Source organism: Lachnoclostridium sp. An118 (assembly GCF_002160985.1).
GTDB classification, from domain to species: Bacteria; Bacillota; Clostridia; order Lachnospirales; family Lachnospiraceae; genus Claveliimonas; species Claveliimonas stercoravium.
Genome location: NZ_NFLQ01000019.1, coordinates 40,365 through 63,217 on the forward strand (window position 1 = coordinate 40,365; position 22,853 = coordinate 63,217).

Genomic DNA, 22,853 nt, shown 5'->3' on the forward strand with positions numbered 1-22,853 from the left:
CTTCCGGAAAGATTACTCTGCTGATGCCGCTGCCTCTGTAGCCCATCCGTCCACAAATGCGCTTACAACTTTATCCCAGTTGGCATCTGTCTGGTCTGCCGCATATGCAGTCAGCGCAGATCCTACGCCGTTTTTCCACTCTTCAGAAGGCATGGTTGAGAATACCCATGTCACAGGTGTTTTCCCATCTTCCATGTACGCGTTGGCTTCGTTTACCAGTGTATTTTCAGACTCAAGGTTGGACTTGAACGGAATGACAAATCCCATATCCTTGCACATAGCCTCCACACCTTCATCGGAAGTTACACACCAGTTCATGAAATCCAGTGTTGCCTGGATATCTTCCTCAGATGCCTTGGAGTTTACACACCAGTAGTTCTCTGTTCCTGTGCAGACGCCCTGGTTCTCCTCGCCCTCAACTCCGATGTAGATTGGCAGAATGCCAAGGTTCTCATCCCCGATATCCGCAATGTTGTTGTACTCCCATGTACCGTTCTGGTAGAAGACCGCTTCCTCTGTCACAAACTCTGCTGTAGAGTCATCGGCTGTCTTTGTGGAAATCTCTGTCGGTTCGCAGGTTGCATTATTGATGTACAGATCCCAGATCTGGCGGTAATTGTCAAGGTATGTGCCCTTGATGGCGTCTGTATTGTCAATGCCCTCATCCTTGTACTCATAGTAGATCGGAAGATTTGCCAGATGTGTCTTGAATCTCCAGTCAGATGAGCTGTCCATGCCTGCTGATGTAAAAGCGGAAAATCCAAGTTCATCCTTTCTTGCCGTAATGTCTTCCACTACCTTTTTGAAGCTGTCAAAGTCTGTGATATCGTCTGCTGTGTAGCCTGCTTTCTCAAGAAGGTCCTTGTTGTAGATAATGCCGTAGTTCTCGATAACGTAGGCAATACCTGCCATCTTATCGCCGTCCATCAGCGCAAAACTGTCGTCTGTCAGCTCCCCTGCGATATCGGAGTCAGACAGATCATAGCAGTAGTCTTTCCAGCTTGCCAGTCCCACAGGTCCGTTTACCTGGAACAGGGTAGGCGCATCTGTCTTTGCCATCTCTGATTTCAGTGTCTTCTCATACTCTCCGGAAGCTGCTGTCAGAACTGTCACCTCCACGCCGGTCTCCTCTGTGTAGACTTCCGCCAGTTCCTGCCAGTACTCGTCCGCCTCAGGCTTAAAGTTGAGGTAATATACCTTTCCTTCTGCCTCACTGCTGCCGCTGTCCCCGGAATCAGAGGAGCTTCCGCATCCTGCCACCAGGCCTGCTGTCATGGCTGCAACTAATAATAATGATATTACTTTTTTCTTTTTCATATCCTTCCTCGCCTTTCTGAAAACCTCTGTTTTCTTTGTTCTGGGACTATTATAACCGGCTGTTCTTCCGCCCCGTTATCAAATAAAAAACCAGGAATGCCAAAAAAAATACTTCAGCGCCGGTATCTTCTCCGGCGCCGAAGTATCACTGCTCCTCCAGAAATTCCTGGATGCTCTCGTCTTCTTTTCTTGTAAATTCCTCCGGGCTGATCTTCCCCTGGGCCAAATCCGGGAGGATGGTTCCCAGCGTCTCCTCCTGCAGGATGGAGTTCCATTTCACCTGGTAGTTGGGGACAAGGACCGGGCCGCTTTTGTAGGTCTCTATATAGTCCCGCTCTGCCTGGGTCAGGGAATCCGGACTCTGTTCAAACAGCTCCTCCCTCTGCTCCATGTTCATCTGCGTGCGCAGCTTCAGAAGAGCCGCCGCCCCCTCTTTGACTTCCTGGCTGTAGCTGGACACAATGGCCCAGCCGAATGTCTCCGGGGATGAGATCAGCCTGTTTTCCGGAAATGCCGAGAACCTTACTTTGTCCTGCCACTCTTCGGGAATCTGATCCATCATCCAGTATCCGTTAGGGATCATGGCTGCCTTCCCGGAGAAAAAATTCTCATAGGACACATCAAAATCCACATACAGCGCATCACCTGTGGTGTACTGAAACAGCCGCTCCAGCGTCCGGGCAATGCGCAGCCCGCTTTCATTCTGGTAGGTGTCCGGGTAAAACTGCTGCATGAACTGCGCCCCTTCCTCCGTGGAGGCCGCCTCCGCTGTGGCAAAAAGCATGGGCGCCCAGGCCGTCCCCTCCGTATGAAGGGCCAGCGGAATGATGCCGCAGCTCTCCAGCTTCTCGCAGCACTCCCAGAATTCCTCCCAGGTTTCGGGAAACTTCTCAATACACGCCTGGGCAAACAGCTCCTCGTTCCAGAAGATCCCGGAACAGGAAAATGCCGCCGTACTGACAGGCCCCAGATAGATACTGCCGTCCTCCTCGCTGCAGGACTCCAGCACCGACGGCTCGATCATCTCCATCCACTCTTCATCTTCCTTGATATACCCGGACAGTTCCTCGATCCTGCCATCCTGGATCATCGTATAATAGAAAGCGGGAAGCATCCGGAGATCTGTAATGACAGCCGGGAGGGTATCCGTCACATTCTGCCTTTTCAGGTTCTGCCGGTACTCTTCCTCCGTCTCCATGACCCACTCCACATCCGCCTGCCACTTCCCATCATACAGTTCATTGAATGCCTGGATCACATCCTCCTCATTTTTGTTGCCTGTAGAGGAGTCCACGATCAGGATGACCGGGATGGACACCTCCTCCCCGCCTGCTTTTTCCTCTGTCTGCCTTCCCGCGCAGCCTGCGGCTGCCACGGAGAAAAGCAGGGAAACCGCTGCCGCCTGTATGACTCTTTCTTTAAATCTGTATCTGTTCCTGCTCATATGCCTCCTGCCCGTCTCCCCGGGGAATTTTGATCGTACATGTTGTTCCATCTTCCTGTGCTCTGCAGTAAAAGGCTGCCCCGTCCCCGTACTTCAGTCTGAGGCGGGTCAGAATATTTACCACGCCGTAGCCGTGCCTCTTATCCGGAAAGCAGTTTTTCATCTCTCCCAGAGGCAGCTTGTTCATTCCGTTGATCTTCTGCACCATGTCCGCCTCCATGGGGGTGCCGTTATTGTACACCTCCAGGTACAGCTCCTCTTCTTCCTTCCACACGGTGATCCGGATCTGTCCTCCCTCAAAAATATCCCGGAATCCATACTTTACTGCATTTTCCACAAGCGGCTGCAGGACCAGCTTCAGAACAGTTGTGTGGGCGGCATCCACCCGGCAGTCTACCTGGTAGGAGAAAAGATCTTTGTTTCGTATCTGCTGGATCTCCATGTAACTCTTCACATTCTCCAGTTCGTCTTCCACAGTCACTATATCGTTTCCTTTGCTCAGCGACAGCCGCAGATATCTGGACAGGGCCTGAATCATCCGCATAGTCGTCTCTTCCTTGTTGATCCGCGCCAGCATATAGATCGTATCCAGCGTGTTGTACAGAAAATGCGGATTGATCTGGCTGATCAGCATGTTCAGCTCCGATGTGCGCAGCTCTCTCTCCTGCTCCTTGATCTCCTCCAGTAGCCTCTGGATATTCCCGAGCAGTTCATTGTAGGAGTGACCGATCTCGTCCAGCTCTGTGTTGGTATGGAGCTCTATGGTCCGGTCAAAATTACTGCCGTCAAATTCCGCCATGGCCGTCCGGATTTCCTGGATGGGCTTTGTAAATCTTCTGGAGAAATAAATACTCAGCACCGCGGCCGCAGCCAGCACCACAAGATAGATCCCGGCCAGCACCAGGAAAACAGGGAAGATCCCCTGGTTCAGCACCCTGTCCGGCACAAAGGAAAAGACCGCCAGCCCGCTGGCCTCATCCCGGTACGCCGACAGAACGCCTCCCGGAACACTCTCCCCCTCCAGGATCATGCCGGCAGACCCGCTCCCGGCGATACGCTCCGCTATATCCGCCTGGCGCTTCTTACCCACGCTGAATTCCTCCGGAACCGAGGAAAAACAGAGCTGCCCTTTGGCGTCGATAATTCCAACCGCCGCCTCGCTTGTCAGCTCTCCACTTGTCCCTGTGATCCCCTCCAGAAACGCATCATCCATCCTGAAGAACAGCATCCCGGGGTCGTGGGCGTACTCCATGCTCCGGACATACCTTCCGATAAAAAGCGCCTCCTCCTCTGTTCCAAAAAGCGTATCTTTCGCCCAGAACCATTTCGTCCGGGCGTAGTCCGCTCCCAGATACTCCTGGAAACCGCTGTCTGTCACATCCTCAAAGGTTACATCTGAATAGGATTTACTGTATACGTTCCCTTTATTATCCACATAGCAGTAATCCGCGATGTGCTCCAGCCCCACATAGGCGAAATATTTACTCAGACCAATGCGGCTGACTTCCTCCAGCCCCTTACTGCGCAGGCTCTGCTGCACATCGTCATAGAGGACGCACTCTGCCGTCGCCTCGTCGCTCTGGCGAAACAGATTTTCCAGGCTGATGCCCATTCTCTCCGTCATAAACTCGTATTTTGCGATCACCGCCCGGGTCAGCCTGTTCTTCACATACAGGCCGGCCCCCAGGCTGGAGAGAAGAAGCGCAAGCCCCAGGAGCGCCGCCGTATACTTCAGATATTTTTTCTGTATGCCGGATACCTTCTCGTTTCTTTTCATATCGATTTCTGTCTATCCCTCGTACTCTTTCTTGTATTCGCTTGGGAGCTTCCCCGTGTACTGCTTGAACACATGGGAAAAATAGGACGGGTTGTGGATCCCCACCGCCTCACAGATATCTCCAATACTGCCTTTTCCTTCCTCCAGCAGCTTTTTGGCCTTCTCCATCCTCTGCTGGAGAAGATACTGCTTGAACGTCATGTGGAACGTATTTTTAAACACCCTTCCGAAATAGACCGGGTTCAGATAAATGTGGGAGGCCACAGATACAATGGACAGCTCCTCATCCCTGAGATGTTCCTCTATATAAGCCACTGCCTCTGACATGTACTCTTTAAAATATCTCGTCTCATCCTGCTTTGCGTCACTTTTTCTCACTTCAATGGCCGCGCACAGGATCCGGTAACAGACATCCACCATCTTTGCCGTGCCGATGGTTCCCAGATTATCGTAGTAGCCCCGGAACTTTTCCCGGATATCCTCTGACAGCCCGTAAGACGCCTGGAGCATGAGTTCCACTTTCAGCATCATCCGGTGGAGATGCTGCCGCTGCTGTTCCTCCTCGTGGGGCAGCCCGTAGACAAACTGGACAAAGGCCTCCTTCAGCTCTTTCTCACTGTTCCTGCGCACAGCGTTCACGATCAGATTGTCCACGTCCCCGCTTTCTCCGGCCGTCGCCGCCTGGTCCGGCAGCTCCACCCCCTCCGGGGAAGTAAAAGCACCCGCTCCGGACACACTGGCAATCTCGAACAGCTTCCGGGCTTCCACATAACTTCTTTTGATCCCGGCAATTCCTTTGTAGGGCTTGGATATGGCGGCTATAACCCTGCTCTGCTCCTCCTTTTTGATGTATTCCAGGAAGTGCTTCAGCTTTCCCACCGCCTCTTTGTCCGTGGTGCGGACGATAAAGGCGCTGCCCGTCTCCTCGCCGTCGGCCCGCCAGCAGAAATAGCGGCTCTCCAGCTCCTCTTCCAGCCTTTTAAGAAGCGCAAATCTGGCCGCTTCATAATCCAGGTAATCCGTGATCTTGTAGGCCACATCTATATCCGCGTACACAGTGATAAAGCGCTCCTCATTTCCAGGCATGTCTCCCAGCGTCCGGAAGACTTCTTCCACCTTTTCCTCCGGGAGCCTGTCCCGGACATAATTCTGCACAACTACCTGCTGAAAGCTGGTTCCATCCTGTACCAGCAGCTTCTCCCAGCTCTCATATCTGGCTTCCTGCTCCATCTGCTCCATGCAGGTCCGATAGGCTGCCCCCATGGTCTCCCGCAGCTTCTCATCCTCAATAGGCTTCAGCAGATACGCGAAAGCCCCCAGATCGCAGGCCTGCTGGGCATAGTCAAAATCCCGGTAGGCGCTGAGGACGATAAACATGCAGTCCATGTCCGTTTTCTGGATCTCCTCCATCACCATCAGCCCCGTGATCTGCTTCATCCGTATGTCCGTCAGCACCACGTGGGGCTTTGTCTCTTTAATCACCTCTATGGCCTGCTCGCCGCTCTGGGCTGAGCCCACTACCTTAAAACCCATGTCCGCCCAGTCGTAGGTGTCAAGCAGTCCCTGCAGCAGGATAGGTTCATCGTCCACGATCACAAGTTTCAATAATTTCATAAAAACCTCTTCTCCCAGGAGCGCCCGGCCAGCCCCTCCGCTGGCCGGTACACTGAGTCTATCTTATCATATCATCACGTACTATTTTAAGTCCTCCGGGAGAAAAACCTGTAACAAAAACTATACCTGGCATGCAAAAAATTAAACCTGTGTGTTTTCCAGACAACCTGCATATATACTTGCGGTGCACCCATATGACGGGTGCACCGCTCATCCATATCAGCGTAAATTACCATGCGCTTTTCCCAGTTTTCATTAAACTATCAATATCCATATAGGCGTTTTCAATACGTTCCGTATGATAGACCCAATAATTATCATATATCTTTTTGATAATTCCGCCTTTTTCCCACTCCTTAAGCACATCTCCTGTTTTTTTGTTTTTGTATGCGGAATAATATTCCAATAAGTACATAAAGAATTTCATTTCCTCTGTCATACTATTCCTCCCTTATATACACAGAATTTCTAGGATCGCCTGTAACCTTTTCACACTCCCATATTTCAAAGATCGCTTCCGCACCAAATTCAGTCATTCCACACTCCTCATTTTCAAGCATTTCGTGTGTTTTTGAGCATACAAATGCTTTCAAAGCTTCCATTTGACTCAATCCATATTTGTCAGCTATCATCATAACCACTTCATTGTTATAATAATCTATAATTTCAGGTTCCAATCTTCTCATATGAATTTCACCTCATTAAATTTCAGGATCGAAAGTGCTTTTTCTGTTTTAAAAACATACTGATCTTTTAATTTTTGTGGAAGTAATAATTGTATCGCAATGTCTTCTGTAAAATAACCTTTCAGATAATTATTTACAGTACGGATTGCCTGGTCATTTGCCACTGGCCCGGCAACTATATCGTATGTATCTTTTATGGATTTATCAGTTCTATGTGCAGCTACATATCTAAGCCACTCTTTATTTGCTGCATCAAAAATTAGTACATCAAGTTTTTCAAATTCACTTTCATCAAAACTGAATACGGATATAATAGGAACTCCTTTTTCCCGCCTGGCAGTAGTGCGAATCGCCCATTTCTTCGCCTGCTCATAATCACTTGTAAGGTAAAAACCTGTCCCAAAATCCAACAATCTTTTTGACTGGATAATTTTCGGGTTTTTTACTTCCACATTGCTACCATGATATAAAATCATAAATTTCCTCCATATATCGCTCTGAACGGTTATAATCTATATCTCTGCTTGAATAATATGTCCAAAATTCAGCTCATCCTTAAAAAGATCATATACATATCCCGAGCTTTCCAGATATAGTCCGGTTTCTTCATCCTGAAGCTTTTCAAAAACTTCCGAATTATAAAATTTATTCATTGCCTCGTCGTATTCTATATTCTGATCCGTCGCAAGCATATCAACTACATCCTGTATCATATATTCAATTAACTGTTTCTGCTCATTCATTTTAATCGACCACCTTCCGTAAAAGTTTAATACTTTTTTCTGTATGAAAAGAATATTGCGAAGATGTTTTTCTATATATCATTCCTTTCAGCAGTGTGGAAAAATCAATGATTTCATTTTCATATTGTCGGAATAATAATGCCATATTATCATCAGCAACAGGGCCTATTACGATATCGTATTTATTATCTCTATTGCACAGAAGACTTTTTTCATCTGTAAATGTTCTATTCCGATTATTCATTATAAATTTTGCCCATTCTTCCGTCGTATGTACGCCAAAATCTTTTATTCTTAAATCCGGCAATTCTCTAAAATCGTCATCTATTTCATAAATATTCACGACTGGAAATCCGCCGTAAATTTTAGATACTCTTGTAGCCATCTTTTCTGCCTGTTCTTCGAGATCTGTCAAATAACCCCCCTGTCCAAAATCCTTATATGGCCTACACATCGCTAAATTAATACTGTCTATTACTATATTGCTTCCATGATATAATCTCATAGCATACCTCCATTTCTACGGCACATCATTCCCAAATCTTCCAATATAGTTTCAAAATCCAATGTATGTTCCACATCATAGTTTTCTTTAATAAAGTCAATCCCTTTAAAGTGGAAAAGATATCGGAATGCTTCCTGCACACTCAGATTATATTTCCGGGCAAATTCATTTACACAAGCAACCGTAAAACCAATCTTTTTCTTTTGTTCGCTCATTCAAAACCTCCTCTTGATAAGCCCCATTTACTTGAAATGGTTTCAGAATTTATCCTTTTCACTCGATTACTGATGTGAATCATCATTCTCTCTCAATCTTGAAATGCTATAAATACATTTTCCTCTTTTCAATCTTTAGGGAACATATTCTGAAGCATAAATTTCTTCATTTTTCTTAATTCATTACACTTTCGTTGGTGAAGGGTGATGAGGTTGTCAAGTTGGCGGAAATATGCCCCGATTTGCTGATGTTCGTGTTCATTCTTCGGAGAGAATACCGCTATTTTTGCCAAGTCGTTTGCGTTAATTGCAGGATAGCTTGTTCCTGTACAGTTATCCAAAACCATTTTAATAAATTTCCCGTTTTGAACAAGACTAAGCAAAAAGTAACCATCTATAAATGGGCGTAACTGAGCATATCCAGTTGAAAAAACATAGTGTTTATCAGGCATTTCAAAGAGATAATTATTCTTTTGATAAGGTCTAACTGTTTGATAAAATAAATCTCCTGTATGAGCTAACCTCTGTGCTCTGGACGGTGCAGTTGCTTTATTTTCAGTCCTATGAGACAACATCTCTGTACCAACTACCGATTCAAGATCAACATATTCAAACTCATCAGGTAGTTCCTCTTTGGGATTAAAAACAGCAAGTTCCCCCAACTTACGCTGTTCCCAAACGTCAGTAAAACCAGAAAATCTTATTTCTGGAACATTCATCCCATTTTGAGGAAACATTTTTTGAAGCATATATTTTTTCAATGTTTTTACTTCATCACACTTTCGCTGGTGAAGGGTGATGAGGTGATCGAGTTTTTCAAAATATCTGCCAATAGCCTTTTGTTCTTCAATAGATTTTGGCATCATTAATCTCATATCGGACATTTGTTTGCCCGATACCTCCACAAATGTCGACCCCGCTCCAACAGTTTCTCCATACCTTTTCAATTCATATGCTCGTGAAAAAATAAAGTATGAATCAAGTTTATCTCGATATGGAACAATAGATTGAAAACCTTGATTAGTGCACGCTTCCTTCCGTAAAATCGCCATTTTACCGATTCCAGCACGTGAAGTAAATAAAACTGTTCCTATTGGCAACATTTTTGCTGAACTATTATCAAGTCCTTCTTCTGTAATTTTTCTTTCACTTGAATCTACAAAAATCTGATCTGCAATTTCTGCCGGTGCATACCAATCTATATCACCATCCCAGAACTCATTTCTACCAGTGCTTGGTGTTCCTCCTCCAACAATATCTGCAACATCCCCCAACTTACGCTGTTCCCAATCATCTGTAAACCCTTTAAATCTGATCTTTGGTTTTCCCATATTGTTTACCTCTCGATCCTTCCAATCAAGTCATTTAGCGATGCCATGATGTTTTCATCCGATGAAGTTAATTCTTTGAGAAGTGACACAAAATCCTGCTGTACATTTTCAAGTTCTTCATCCGTCTTTCTCATATCCATTAAAAGTGCGTTTAGATCAACTTCTTCTTCCTTCTCGAAATTATCAACATATCGCGGTATATTGAGATTAAAATCATTCTTTTCAATATCTTCAAAACTGGCAAGAAAAGATTCTTTGTCTACAGTCTCTCTATTCTTATAGAGGTCAATAACGGCATCTATGTGCTCATCTGTCATCGCATTTTGTCTTTTACCTTTTTCAAACTTCTTCGAGGCGTCTATAAACAGTACATCTCTTCCATCTCTATGTTTCTTTAACACAATGATACATGTAGGAATCGATGTATTATAAAATAAATTCGCCGGCAGTCCTATGACTGCATAGATATTACCTGCCCGAAGCAGTTTTTCCCGTATTTTCCCTTCTGCCGCTCCGCGGAAAAGGACTCCATGAGGCAATACAATCGCCATAGTTCCATTGCTCTTTAAATGATACAATCCATGCAATAAAAATGCATAATCCGCTTTTGACTTAGGTGCCAGCACTCCATAGTCGCTGAATCTTTCATCCTGCAGAAAGCCTGCTGCCGCACTCCATTTTGCAGAGTACGGCGGATTCATAAGCACCATGTTAAAATCTGTCTCCTCTCCGGTAGGCCAGTCTTCATCCAACGTGTCACCATTGCGGAGTTTTTGATTTTCCGGAGCAATCCCGTGCAGGAACATATTCATTCTTGCCAGATTATAAGTGGATGTCATCAGTTCCTGCCCGTAGTATCTGATATACTCTGGTTCTGAAGCGTATTTTTTAGCATTCAGCAGAAGAGACCCAGAACCCATACAGGGATCATATACAGACAATCCTCTCCTTTTCTCCTGCCCGGAGATTGCAATTCTTGTCAAAATTTTTGACACAGCCTGCGGTGTATAAAATTCTCCAGCCTTTTTCCCCGTTTCAGAAGCAAATTGTCCAATCAGATATTCATAAGCGTTTCCCAGCACATCTGCATCTGTGTTCAATAAATCCGCTTTGTCAATTTCCTTGATCAAACTTGAAATTGTGTCACTCTGCTTCTGATCTCCCGCTCCCAGACGGTTAGAATACAGATCAATATCAGTAAACAGATCTGCAAATAAGGGATCACTTTGTTCTATATTATTAAAAGCCTTTTGTAACTGCTCACGATTAAAAGAATTATTTTTTGCCATCTCTGCAAAAAAAGTATATGTAAGTTCCGGCTCAATTACATAATGACACTCTAATTTTATCTGCTCCTTTAATTCCTCAGCACTTTCATCTGCAAGCGCTTCCTTATACGCTTCCAGAGCATCTTTCAGATTTTCCGGCTTATCATCATTCAGCAGATCATATACTCTGATCAAAAAGGAATCTGACAGGTATTTATAGAAAACAATCCCCAACAAATAATCTTTATATTCATTCGCATCCATTTTAGATCGGAGAATATCCGCACCGCTCCATAACACACTTATCAGGTCTTTGCTGTTTTCCAGTTCTGCCATTTTTCTTTTCCTCCAGTTTTTAATCCATTTAGCTTATTATACCATATAAATCATCTACTATCATTCCAAAGGTATTTATAGAACGCTTATACCTTCTCCAGATGCGTAACGGAGCCCGGAAAGACAAACACTCTCCAGGCTCTGTCTATTACTCTTCTTCTGAATCCTTAATCTTCTGCGCCAGGCTCTTTTTGCACACCTTGCAGAGGATACCGTTTGAAGTTACCAGAACAACTTTAGCGGCCGCCCTGTCGCCAATCTTATCATACAGACGTCCGGCGCTCACAGACTCCCCCAGCACGGTATAAATACTGTTTGCCACATAACCGATCTTTCCAAGGCCTTCCGCCTTTACCATGATCGCTTCCCGGTCATATTTATTATCCGGTTCCTTCTCTAACTCAATCCGCATCCCCCTCCTTAAAAAATCATCTCCGAAATAGTGCTTCGTTCCTGTCAATGTAAAATAAATCTTTGCCATTGTTTCCTCCTCTTATCGCTATCTAACCTTTTTTGTTTCTTATAGCTACAGATTAGAGGGTCAGGTGTACGATAAAAATGCCATCTTATTCCCTGGTTCACTCCGGTTCGATCCCACTGCCATTTTCCCGCCACATAAATAGAAAAAGGACACCCTCTAAAATTTCTCTTAGAAAAGTGTCCTTGTTTGCTCTATTTAAAGATTTAGTACAGCTTTGCTCCTGCCGGAATCTGGTCATCTACCATCAGCAGGTTCAGGCCTTCGTGTCCGTCATACTCATACACGGCGCTGATCAGCATGCCCTCGGAATCGATGCCCATCATCTTCCTCGGCGGAAGGTTTGTAATGGCGATCGCTGTCTTTCCAACCAGCTCTTCGGGCTCATAGTACTCGTGGATACCGCTCAGGATCGTGCGTTTTCTGTCTGATCCGTCGTTCAGGGTGAACTTCAGGAGCTTCTTGCTCTTGGGGACCGCCTCGCAGGCCTCGATCTTCACGGCGCGGAAGTCGGACCGGCTGAACGTCTCGAAGTCCACCATATCTTCAAACAGGGGCTCTATCTTCACCCTGGACAGGTCAAGAGCAGGAGCGGATACCGCCGCTGTCTGTGCCGGCGCAACGGACTGAGCCTCGTTGTTTGCCGCGTTCTTTGCGGCGCCCTGACTCTTCATGGTGGGGAAATATTTTATGATCTCTTCGTGATCACTTATTATCCCTTATTCCGGCATGCGACTAGATAAAGATATTATTCATAATCCTTCGTTATCATTCATTATTCAATTCATTTTGTTGTCATTTTGCTGTCATTCAAAAATTTTGTTGTCATTCTCGAATTTGTGAGCCCTTCTCAAAAGATATCTAATTTGGCTGCCAAATTCTCGAATGATTCTTGTTTCTTCTTTTCTGTTGCTTCAGCGTAGATGTCCAATGTAGTCTCAATATTCTTATGACCCATAATTGACTGGATAACTTTTAAATTTGTTTCGTTTTCGCAAAGTCTGGTACAAAAAGTATGCCGCAAATGATGGCATGAAAAATTAGGTAGAATAATAGGATCCCTGTGTTCTTTTTTTGCCCGAACCACTTCGTCAGCATTATAGTTGTTGGCAATACGTTTTATTGTGTGATTGACTGTCTGCGGATTTGGCACTGAACCAAACCGGTTACAGAAAATAAAACCCGTCATTCCATCAATCTCTGTCTCATTGAATCCGTTTTCCTTTTGTTCTTCATAGAGCATTTCAAAAGCGTCTTTTACGATATCCAGCATCGGTATAGTTCTGATGCCGGCATCTGTTTTCGGAAGTGAAACCCTTAAAACACATTTATTACTTCCATTCGCCGGATAATATACTAAGCTGTGGTTAATACTGATTACTCGCTTTTTAAAGTCAAGATCCTGCCATCGTAATCCAAGCGCTTCTCCGATCCTGCAGCCTGTTCCCAATAAAATCGTAAACATAGGCCACCAGTGATAATAAATCGGATGGTTAGCAATATACTCCATAAAACATCGCTGCTGTTCAATGGTCAAAGCATGCCTGACGCCTCTGTTTTTCCCTGATTCTCTGCTTATTTCCTTCATTACACCATCAGTAGGATTTTTTCTGATAATCTCATCTCTTACAGCCAGCTGAAATGTAGGGTGAAGCAGACAATGTACTGAATCAAGCGTTCCTAATGAAATACCCTGCTGATTAAGAAGATGATAGTAAAACTGCAAAACATCAGAATATTTTATCTCTGCAATTCTTTTCAGTCCAAAAGTATTCCTCACATAGTGATCATAAGTATATAAATAAGAACTTCTTGTAGACTCTCTCAAATTGTATTTAGTAGAGATATAACGATCAAAGGTTTCATTCAGAGTAGCCTTTCCGGCAACATATATATCCAGACCGTCCAACTGATCTTTTAACAGTTTTTCTTCCTTTTCTCTTAATTGTGTAAGATCATTTGCGTAAATAAATTTCCGTCTACCAAGCGGATCCGTATAAGTATACATATACCGCTTATCCGACGCTCTCTGCACCTCTCCTTTTCTTAACGACCTCCCCCGCAGATCTTTTCTTGTCTTTGCCATGTTGTTTTCCTCCTCCCGATATGAAAGAAGGACTCACTGATTATTCCTGCTTAGAGATAAAAGCCTCCACTCCACGTAAAACAACATCTGTAGTGGTCATATTATGTTTTTCGGCGTATGCAAGCAGCTGCGAATATAACTGGTCAGACACACGAATACTCAAGACTTTCTTCTTTGTGTTTTCAGATTTTGGTCTTCCCATCTTAGTCATAGCTGCATTCATACCTCCTATGATTCACATTATACTTATTGTATGACAAAATGTCAACAGGCAGCAATCTTATCTGAGTCCTTTTTCGTACTGTAAATAATCAATATTCTCTAAATGTTTCAAGATACTTTTCAAAGATCTCACAGTTCACTAAGACAACTTTATCAATTTTATATGTCGCCTTAGCCTCTTTTGCTAATGCCTGGAATTTTGTCAATCCAAGACTGTATTTTTCAGCGCCTTCCTGATATCTCACAAACTTCTTTTCGCAGCGCTTCGTTGCTTCAACATCTTTTCTGGCGAAACCCATAATAAAAAGCCCCTTTCTATAAATTAGATAAGGAATACATTTCCCTTCACTTTTCCATAAGAAAGAGGCTTCTTTTACAAGTTCTTTAGAAATAAATGTACTTAATATACTTATCACAAAAATATGTTATTTATATAAAGAAGAAGTTTTCTTTTTCAACAAATTTTGAACAGAATACTATTCTGAGCATATGGAGAGTATTTTCTTTCTGAAGGGAGTATAAAATATCACCTTTCATAAATTCGACAACCTAATTCAACATTTCGACATACCATGATCTAGAAGACTTGTTATCATTGCATTGCTGACTGTATGGCTTTGTTCTAAAAGCATCATATACAATTTCGACAAGCCAAAGTCTTCACTCATATTAATAGAGAATGGAAAGTATCTCTTTTTATTAGTTTCCATTTTAAATATTATCTACAATACGCATGTGTCCATTAATCTCATTACTTTCATAAAGAAAATAGCCTTCTCTTCTCTGCCATTTCTGATTATGCCCTCCTAAAAAATATTGCTTTTCACCTTCTATACACCAGAACAGCTTAACCTTTTTCTTCACCATATATTGATTTAGAATATCTCTTCGAATAACAAGTTCACTCTTTTCATTACCCAGAACTTTTAAATCACAAGCTGCAATTTCTCCGTCATAATAATATATACCATCCACTGATTTTTCATAAAGTTTCATTTCTTGAATGATGGATCCTGCTGGAATCATAAATGATGTTGTCTCTTCCTGCGAAGCATCAAATTCTTCCTCCCACAAAATATTGACTGATGCAGGAATTGCTTTTATAGTTGCTCTATTGTCATCCTCTTCTGGAACGGCAAACTCTGCTTTATAACCAGAGCTCCAAGCATATTCTCGACTAAATAAAGAATAACAGTCTCTTGTATAAGAAGATCGGCTTTGAATAAATCCTGAATCTATCAGTTCTTCTTCTGTAAGCTTTTCCATTTCATCAGCAACAATATACATTGAAGCACTCGCCCAGATATGTTGTTCTCCAATTGGAAATCCTATAACAGATATTTCTTCATTTGGTGGTTGCAACTTGTTCTCCTGATAAAAATACAAAGAAACCCACTCTGTTCCAGATTCATCTTTGTGTATCAACCGTTCTGGAAAATCCTGAAACATTTTATCCTCGGAAATTATCCATTCTTCAACATCTGAGTCAGATGCTCCGAAAGGCAAAAAACTCTCAGCATCATACTCAGGTAATTCTATTTTAAGCATACATTTTACAGGTTTTATTCTAATATTTAAGGTAGGATCAAAATCTCTCACATATGGTTCCCACGGTCCATTATAAAAGTAACCTGTCTCGTCATTCCAATCCAGACCCTTTAACATATATTCATCAGATAACCGAGCCAGAATATTATACATCGCTATCCACTGATATTTTTTACCAATTCTTTCTATTTTCTTAACATGATGCCTGTCAAATCCCGCCCTATGCGAATCATACTCCCCAAAATATTTAGAACAATAACCCAAACTTTCGAAAATAAAACTTAACGCATAATAATAAATGTTTGCTATATCTACTCCCTTGAAATGATTAACTGCTGATTGGAAAGTATACCTGCCAAAGTCTCCATACATTCCTACCCCCTTCACAGGAAGATTAAATTTCATAGAAAACAGCACCATCCAAACTCCAGGTTGTTCAAACTGTTTATCACTATAATCTACTTCCTCAACCTTTGGAACAGATACAGATTTATATGGTGGTTTGATTTTTGAAATATCAAATTGTTTCTCATCTTCCGGGTATTCCCACAAAAAACGTTCTATTATTAACCGTGCATAATCTCTTAACAAGATATCCGGATACACATATGTCTGATCAAAAATTTCGTTATAAATCCATCCCACCAATTCAGTAAATTCCGTCCTATAATCTGCGATTCTTTTTACAACCGCACCAAATACAGTTCCATATATTCGCTGAACAATATATGGATCATTGACCGATTTGAAAATCTCAAGCAATCTTTTGCATAACCCAAAGTGAGATTTCATTATCTCCACCATTGCCTTTGAGAGCCTATCTCTCAAAGTGCGATTAGAAGATGAAAGCATCCATGAAAAAAGTATCAGCAATAGAAATGCTCTGTTTTCTGATAACCCCTCAAATTTATTGCCTTCTTCTATGAAATATGCCAAACTTACAATACGATCCTTTTCACTTAGATCATTGATTTCGATGGTCCATAAATAGTCACGGTAATTAAGTTCATACTTATTCAAAAGTTTAGTCAATCCCATCGCATTCAATTCACTATTCTCTTTGGTTGCATTTTCAATAAATATATTCCACACCCGTTTAGGAGACACATGATACTTATTTATCAATTCCAAAAAGTTATCTAATTTAACACAAGAACTTCTCCAAGTGAATGCTCCAACGTATTGATCTACCAATCGATCTTTATCCCATTCATCTGTAACGCAATCAATTATATCTATACATTCTTCATCATATTTCATCGCATATAAAGATGAAATCATTGCAAATATAGATTCATTTCCATAATTGCCTACATTTCCTTCTTCATCAATTGCTAATAATTGTAATTTACAGTATTCTCTGATTTTTCCCTTATCTTGTTCACGGTCAATAACACTACTTGCCTTTAGATAATCTTCAAGCAGATTGTATCCAATATAAAAAATCTCCTCCTGATTTCTTACATAAGAAGCCAAAACACCAGCACGCTCAATAGCTTTAATGTATGCCGTCTTATTTGTCACACCATACATAGTCCACATAGGTGAATTCAATAACACAGACTTAGTAATCGGTTTGTCTTTCTCTATATCAATCAGATTATAAAGTAGTTCTCTAAGTCCCCCAACTGCTTCACCAAACCCAGCTTCTTTTGAGGCTTCTATATCTGCTTGATTTATAACTCTTCCTATAAGATCCGTTAATCCCTGTTCTTCACCTGTATAAGTTTGACCAAACCACGTAAGAAACAAGGGATTTGTCATCTCATTTTGAAGATAATACTCTGGTGAAAATGGTATTCCACAATTTGACAAAAACTCATATATACCGTTCGGAGAATCATCATTCAGGCCATGGTGAACTGTTTCCGCAATTTGCCCATTTTTTCGGTCCGAAAGTACTTTCTCACTTAATGTTAATTCTTCAAATCCTGTTCTCAAAGAAATAACAAGCCGTATATTTTGGAATTTCTCTATTTTGGCAATTAACCCATTGATTCCGTTTTTCCATATTTCACGATTCCTACTTTCATTTATTGCATCAATAAATATTACAGCATCTCCCTCTGCTGAATATGCTTTTTCATCTATCACTGCTAATAAAGACTCAAAAGATTGTCCTGAGCTCAATCCATCAAGCCCATTCATGATCTGTGTTTCGATATGTTCATCCGAAGTATACGTCTGCCCCAAAAGCAGAATAGCAGGACGAGCATTTTCAAGTATTTTTTTAGTAGATATTGCCAGTAGTTGAGACTTTCCAGTTCCCATTTCTCCAGTAACCAAAATCACTCTGTCAGTAATATATTCCCGTTCTTTTTCCGAAAGGCCAAGATAAGTTGGCAATCCAATTAAGTGATCCACAATAAAAGCAGTATTTAATAGTTTTTCATAAGCCGAATCCCTTTTATCACAGTCCTCTATTTTTGCGTAAATTTCGTCTCGCTTTACTTGAAGATTATTAAAAATAGTTTGTCCGTATTTTCGAAAATCATCTTCCCACTTTAGTGCATCATAAATGGTCTCAGCTGTAATATCTGGCATACCCTTTACTATACTAGACAAAGCATTTATAGTTTTCCTATATTCACTATCACATCTCCATCTGATATTCTTTATTTCTGCCAACAGATCCTTTTTCTTTTCATTAATGGCTTCAATACCTTTATCTTCTCTTAAAAAAATTGACAAATCCCTCTGTGCTTCAGTATTTACATTAAAAAGCGAGTTATACCTTCTTCCCAGATTATCAAGGCTAATTTGAAGATTTCTTTGAAACCAACTGGCATCTAAAATATCAAGTCCAAAATAACACGATAAGACTGTTGGATATTCTATCACACAATCTAAAATTGTTTGTCCGGTAATTAAAATAATATCTATTCCCGCATCCTTTAATGTTTTTTTAATCCCGGTATAAGATGTGCTTGTTTCTGTAACATCTATATTACAATATAAATAAATTATATTTAATTCACCTTTATAATGTTTTATCGCTTGTTCCGCAGACTTTTTTATTTGTTTGTATCCGCTAGAACCAATTGTATTATCAAAATATTTTGCTTGAAAACTAATATAGTCTTTACCATCTCTTGATAAAACAGGAGCGACTTCTACTCCAGGATGGTTTGGATCAGAATGAAGAATGGCATTTTCTACACACAATTCCCTTTTAAATAATGATCTGCATAGATTTTCAAATGCTATCTCTTTGTCAGCATGAAGATCTGCAAAATGTTCCCAAGTCAAATCATATTGGTTTGTTCCAAGCATTATATTTAATCCTCCATTTATTATCCATCACATTGGTGATTTCTGCTATCTTCATAATTGAATCATAACATACTCAAACTTTATAAGTTGCAATAGAACCGTTCCATTTATTATATACCTCGAAGTTGACAAACACAACTTATATCAAATTCATGCTATCACTATTTCCCCCATAATACAGAAAATAATTTTTTTACTTGAACTTGTATTATCTAGGCATTTGTTTGTGATAAGTGAGAGGGTTTGAAATTTCAAAGAGCAAGATCCACCCGGGTAATACCGAAATCCATTTTATGGATTTTGCCATTCCTGCCGGGTCTCGATCTTGATGGGGATTTCGATTTCCCCATACCCTCGATTTAGACATCCTTTGATGTCATCTGGCTTCCACAAAATGTGGGCGCATCACTGAATAAGGTCAGAAGGGACAGCTGACCTGTTTCAGTGGTTCCACTCCGTGGAAAAAACATAATTGAAGGGAAGGGAGGAGTATGCCACGTAAGAAAAAACCAGAAAAAAATCGCTACAAGAACATTGTCTGCATGAAGGTTACAGATATCGAACTTGAGATCCTAAATCAGCACGCTGCCACGGCAGGGTTGTCCAGATCTGAGTATTTACGAAAATTGTTTCTGGAAAAAGAAATTCATGTCCACTATGAAGTTGTTGCAGATATGAAAATTCTGAGAGAACTTTTAGGAGAATATGGAAAGATCGGTTCCAACCTCAATCAGATTGCCCGGTATTTTAACACCGGAGGAGAAAGATCACTGGCGATGGAAGAAGAAATCCGCCACTGTATTTCCGAATTGTTTAAACTCAGGAAAGAAGTATTAAAGTTGGCAGGTGAAGTAGATGGCGATCCTTAAACACATCAAGAGCAGAAACGCAAATTATTCTGATGCTCTGAATTATCTGCTGTATCAGCATGATGAAGAAACCGGAAAACCAATCCCGGATGAATATGGTAATAAACTTCTTCGAGAAGAATTCTATATGGACGGGTTAAATTGTTCGCCCCTTTCATTCGACAAGGAATGTCGAATGACAAATAAGAAATTCAATAAAAATCAAAAGAAGGAAGATATTAAAAGTCATCATTATATCATCAGCTTTGATCCGACAGACGCAGCAGAATGTGGACTTACCGGGAAACGGGCGCAGGAGCTTTGTCTGGAATTTGCCCGAAAAAATTTTCCAGGTTATCAGGCATTGGTTGTCACCCATACAGACGGTGGCAACCAATCCGGCAACATCCATACGCATATCGTCATTAACAGCGTTCGTAAGTATGCTGTGAAAAGACAGAGTTATATGGATAAGCCAAATGAAGAAAAGTCCGGATATAAACACCGGTCCACAAATCGATTTCTGAACCATCTGAAAAAAGAAATCATGGAAATGTGTAAACGGGAGGGGCTTCATCAAATCGATCTTCTCTCGCCCGCTCCGGAGAAAGTAACAGAGGCTGAATTCCGGGCTAAAGCACATGGTCAGAAAAAACTGGATCGAATCAATAAGAAAATTGTGCAGGAAGGTCTTCGGCCAGCAGCTACAACATTCCAGACACAGAAAGATTTTCTCCGAGATGCCATTAAAGAATGTTCCCGTTGTGCAAGAACTTTTGAGGAGCTCCAGAGTCTTCTTCTGGAGAATTATAACATCTCCGTCATTTCACAGAGAAAGCGATACCGGTATCTTCATCCTGACCGTGACCGGAGAATTACGGAAAAAGCTCTGGGAACGAAATACGGGCGAGAATATCTGGAGAAGATTTTTATCCAGAATGGAAAAGGACTACAAACGGAGAAAGGAATGTCTGCGGAGCATTCACCAGAAACGGATTATCACAAAGATCCGACTGCCATTTTCTGTTATGGCACAAAACTGCGTCTGGTTGTTAATCTTCAGACAAATGTTAAAGCCATGCAGAGTGAAGCCTATGCCCGAAAAGTCAAAATCACCAATCTGCAGCAGATGGCAAATACCCTGATCTATATTCAGGAGCATGGCTATGATACCAGAGAAAATCTTACTGGCGCCACTTCAGAGGCACATAAGAAACTGGATGATGCTCAAAAAAGGTTAAGTGACCTCAATGCAGAGATGAAAACATTAAATGCTCAGATCCATTACACAGGACAGTATTTTGCTTCAAAAGCTGCATATGCAGAGTTCTTGAAATCTAAGCGTAAAAAGAAATATCGAAGCGAACATGCTTCTGAAATAACAGCCTATGAGGAGTCAAGAGACTGGCTGAAAGATTTCTATCCTGGCGGAAAAATGCTTTCTCTAAAATCATTAAAATTCCGGAAGAAAGAACTACAGGAAATGATCAGCAGTCAGGAGCTGACTCTTCAGGATCTTAAAGACTACTGCAAAGAACTGGATACTGTTTCATACAACACAGACGCCATTCTTACACGGCGTGCTATGGAAACGGAACAGCTACCGGAACACTTGACAACTCATCATAAATCACAAAAAGAAAGGAATGAAGAAATTTTATGACTCAATCAGAATTTAAATTACTCTTTGCTGATCAGGTAATGAAATGCGAAGAAACTCTACGAAATAAAAGGAAAGAATATACCGGCGACAATCAGGATCGTCTTTCGGCTTTTAAGGTCGCCGCATCCCTGCAGGGATGTACACCTCAGAGAGCCCTGGTGGGTATGATGGCGAAACACATTGTATCTTTATATGATATGTGCTACGCCAAAAATGAAACCTTCAAAAAAGAATTATGGGATGAAAAGATTACCGACAGCCTGAACTATCTTTTTTTATTGGCTGCAATCATTCGGGAGGAAGATGCTTATGAACAAAATTGAAACAAAAATCCTGAACTGTTCCGCCATCCGTGAAGCAGAAAAAATATGGTATTCACCGCTCGGCTGACACAACGAGGGCATCTGATCCACAATATGGAAGATCTTGTCCGGCTGTACAACCGTTCTTTTACTAATGATACAGTAAGAAATATGGGAAGCCTTCCGCACCCGACTATCCAGAAATTTACCGTGATCACAGTGGCAGTGGTCGGCGCAAGCCGGAGATTTCTTTCCCAGATTACCCGACATCAGAATGAGGTGAAATTTACAAGTGCTTCCCTGCAGTACAGCAACTACTCCGGTGAAGCCGGATTTGTAAAACCATACGAAATTCTTACTGCACCTCCGGCAATCCAGAAATTGTATGAGAGAAGCTGCCTTTCCGATATGGATTGCTACGAACAGCTTTGCAAAGCTGGTATCAGTCATGACTCTGCCGGGTATGTAACCCCACAAGGTCTCCGGAATATACTGATCATCAGCGCAACTCCATTTGAGTGGAAACACATAATCGGCCAGAGATCCTGCCGGCGAAATACAGACGAAATGAGGATTGTGATTCTGAATATCTGGCAGGATTTATATAATCTCAGCCCGACTCTTTTTCTTCCGGAACAGACAGGACCCTTCTGTCAGAGGGAAAAATGCCTGGAAGGCAAATTGAGTTGTGGAGTTCCGATTTCCAAATCATTGAAACCGGCAGAAATCAGTTTATTGGACTATCCCAATCTTTCAGGAGGCATAGATTTATGAAAATAAGAATGCATAGCTTTGGAGTCACAAAAGAGCGATGTCCACTCCGTCTACATGAAAATGACGCCGGCGCAGATGTGTATATGCCCTTTGATTGTACCTTAAATCCTGGAGATATCATCAAAGTTCCTTTGGGGTTCGGCGTAGAAATCCCAGACGGTTTTGCCGGATTTGTATTTCCCCGGAGTAGCCTGGCCGTAAATGGTCTGGTATGTGAACTGCCACCAATCGATTCCGGATACCGGGGCGAAATCCATGCGATTATCAGTAACGTTAGCAATCAACAACAAAATCTTAAAAAAAGTACACGCATTGGACAATTGATTATCTTTCCAGTAATTATCGCAGATTTTGTATTTGAACTAGGCGAACAGAGAGACACTAATGCCTTTGGAAGCACTGGAGAATAGAAATAGCTCTAAT

The 22,853-nt window shown here is 42.0% G+C and carries 22 protein-coding genes and 1 pseudogene; 5 read left to right on the forward strand and 18 right to left on the reverse strand.

What is annotated here, in order from left to right; all coding sequences use genetic code 11:
- Positions 1-12 precede the first annotated feature (12 nt).
- From B5E62_RS13980 to B5E62_RS14060, 18 genes and pseudogenes are all read right to left on the reverse strand, one after another.
- A complete protein-coding gene (locus B5E62_RS13980; RefSeq protein WP_087175142.1) occupies positions 13-1,317 on the reverse strand; it encodes an ABC transporter substrate-binding protein in 1,305 nt (434 codons plus the stop codon).
- A 145-nt stretch (positions 1,318-1,462) separates the two neighbouring features.
- Positions 1,463-2,761 (reverse strand): ABC transporter substrate-binding protein, encoded by a 1,299-nt coding sequence (locus B5E62_RS13985; RefSeq protein WP_087175143.1) that lies wholly within the window; start codon positions 2,759-2,761, stop codon positions 1,463-1,465.
- Positions 2,736-4,538: a sensor histidine kinase gene (locus B5E62_RS13990; protein ID WP_087175144.1), complete on the reverse strand. Its 1,803-nt coding sequence runs from the start codon at positions 4,536-4,538 to the stop codon at positions 2,736-2,738. Before B5E62_RS13990 ends, B5E62_RS13985 begins: the two co-directional genes overlap by 26 nt.
- Before the next feature lie 12 nt (positions 4,539-4,550).
- Complete coding sequence (locus B5E62_RS13995; RefSeq protein WP_087175145.1) at positions 4,551-6,152, reverse strand: response regulator; 1,602 nt, start codon at positions 6,150-6,152, stop codon at positions 4,551-4,553.
- A gap of 229 nt (positions 6,153-6,381) precedes the next feature.
- On the reverse strand, positions 6,382-6,591 hold the full coding sequence (locus tag B5E62_RS14000) for a DUF3791 domain-containing protein (protein ID WP_076780121.1): 210 nt from the start codon (positions 6,589-6,591) through the stop codon (positions 6,382-6,384).
- A 1-nt stretch (position 6,592) separates the two neighbouring features.
- Positions 6,593-6,838, reverse strand: a complete 246-nt coding sequence (locus B5E62_RS14005; RefSeq protein ID WP_076780119.1) for a hypothetical protein — start codon at positions 6,836-6,838, stop codon at positions 6,593-6,595.
- Positions 6,835-7,314 (reverse strand): DUF3990 domain-containing protein, encoded by a 480-nt coding sequence (locus B5E62_RS14010; protein ID WP_076780118.1) that lies wholly within the window; start codon positions 7,312-7,314, stop codon positions 6,835-6,837. Before B5E62_RS14010 ends, B5E62_RS14005 begins: the two co-directional genes overlap by 4 nt.
- 36 nt (positions 7,315-7,350) lie before the next feature.
- Positions 7,351-7,581: a hypothetical protein gene (locus tag B5E62_RS14015; RefSeq protein WP_076780116.1), complete on the reverse strand. Its 231-nt coding sequence runs from the start codon at positions 7,579-7,581 to the stop codon at positions 7,351-7,353.
- A 1-nt stretch (position 7,582) separates the two neighbouring features.
- Positions 7,583-8,086, reverse strand: coding sequence for a DUF3990 domain-containing protein (locus B5E62_RS14020; protein WP_087175146.1), 504 nt, complete (start codon positions 8,084-8,086; stop codon positions 7,583-7,585).
- Positions 8,083-8,301 (reverse strand): DUF3791 domain-containing protein, encoded by a 219-nt coding sequence (locus B5E62_RS14025; protein ID WP_087175147.1) that lies wholly within the window; start codon positions 8,299-8,301, stop codon positions 8,083-8,085. The genes B5E62_RS14020 and B5E62_RS14025 overlap by 4 nt, the downstream gene beginning before the upstream one ends.
- A gap of 128 nt (positions 8,302-8,429) precedes the next feature.
- Positions 8,430-9,632 carry a restriction endonuclease subunit S gene (locus B5E62_RS14030; protein ID WP_087175148.1) on the reverse strand — a complete coding sequence of 401 codons (1,203 nt, stop codon included), beginning with the start codon at positions 9,630-9,632 and terminating at the stop codon, positions 8,430-8,432.
- Positions 9,633-9,637: 5 nt separating this feature from the next.
- Complete coding sequence (locus B5E62_RS14035) at positions 9,638-11,236, reverse strand: type I restriction-modification system subunit M (protein ID WP_087175149.1); 1,599 nt, start codon at positions 11,234-11,236, stop codon at positions 9,638-9,640.
- 148 nt (positions 11,237-11,384) lie between these two features.
- Positions 11,385-11,717, reverse strand: a complete 333-nt coding sequence (locus tag B5E62_RS14040; protein ID WP_087175150.1) for an HIRAN domain-containing protein — start codon at positions 11,715-11,717, stop codon at positions 11,385-11,387.
- Positions 11,718-11,920: 203 nt separating this feature from the next.
- Positions 11,921-12,295 (reverse strand): annotated as a pseudogene (locus B5E62_RS14045) (lysine--tRNA ligase); the annotation flags it as partial.
- 269 nt (positions 12,296-12,564) lie between these two features.
- Complete coding sequence (locus B5E62_RS14050; RefSeq protein WP_087175152.1) at positions 12,565-13,800, reverse strand: site-specific integrase; 1,236 nt, start codon at positions 13,798-13,800, stop codon at positions 12,565-12,567.
- A gap of 40 nt (positions 13,801-13,840) precedes the next feature.
- Positions 13,841-14,011, reverse strand: coding sequence for a hypothetical protein (locus B5E62_RS17085; RefSeq protein WP_164488620.1), 171 nt, complete (start codon positions 14,009-14,011; stop codon positions 13,841-13,843).
- 100 nt (positions 14,012-14,111) lie between these two features.
- Complete coding sequence (locus B5E62_RS14055; protein ID WP_087175153.1) at positions 14,112-14,321, reverse strand: DUF6462 family protein; 210 nt, start codon at positions 14,319-14,321, stop codon at positions 14,112-14,114.
- Between the two features lie 412 nt (positions 14,322-14,733).
- The gene (locus B5E62_RS14060; RefSeq protein ID WP_087175154.1) at positions 14,734-18,843 is read right to left on the reverse strand and encodes an ATP-binding protein; all 4,110 of its coding nucleotides are present in this window, start codon (positions 18,841-18,843) and stop codon (positions 14,734-14,736) included.
- Positions 18,844-19,334: 491 nt separating this feature from the next.
- Between B5E62_RS14060 and B5E62_RS14065 the strand changes: the two genes are divergently transcribed.
- The 5 genes from B5E62_RS14065 to B5E62_RS14085 all read left to right on the forward strand — a co-directional run bounded on the left by B5E62_RS14065 (position 19,335) and on the right by B5E62_RS14085 (position 22,840).
- Positions 19,335-19,712: a plasmid mobilization protein gene (locus B5E62_RS14065; protein WP_087175155.1), complete on the forward strand. Its 378-nt coding sequence runs from the start codon at positions 19,335-19,337 to the stop codon at positions 19,710-19,712.
- Entirely contained in the window at positions 19,699-21,354 is a 1,656-nt protein-coding gene (locus tag B5E62_RS14070; protein ID WP_087175156.1) for a relaxase/mobilization nuclease domain-containing protein, read from the forward strand. Before B5E62_RS14065 ends, B5E62_RS14070 begins: the two co-directional genes overlap by 14 nt.
- Positions 21,351-21,677 carry a hypothetical protein gene (locus B5E62_RS14075; protein ID WP_087175157.1) on the forward strand — a complete coding sequence of 109 codons (327 nt, stop codon included), beginning with the start codon at positions 21,351-21,353 and terminating at the stop codon, positions 21,675-21,677. Before B5E62_RS14070 ends, B5E62_RS14075 begins: the two co-directional genes overlap by 4 nt.
- A 93-nt stretch (positions 21,678-21,770) precedes the next feature.
- Complete coding sequence (locus B5E62_RS14080) at positions 21,771-22,430, forward strand: FAD-dependent thymidylate synthase (protein ID WP_242957949.1); 660 nt, start codon at positions 21,771-21,773, stop codon at positions 22,428-22,430.
- Positions 22,427-22,840, forward strand: coding sequence for a dUTP diphosphatase (locus B5E62_RS14085; RefSeq protein ID WP_087175159.1), 414 nt, complete (start codon positions 22,427-22,429; stop codon positions 22,838-22,840). The genes B5E62_RS14080 and B5E62_RS14085 overlap by 4 nt, the downstream gene beginning before the upstream one ends.
- Positions 22,841-22,853 lie beyond the last annotated feature (13 nt).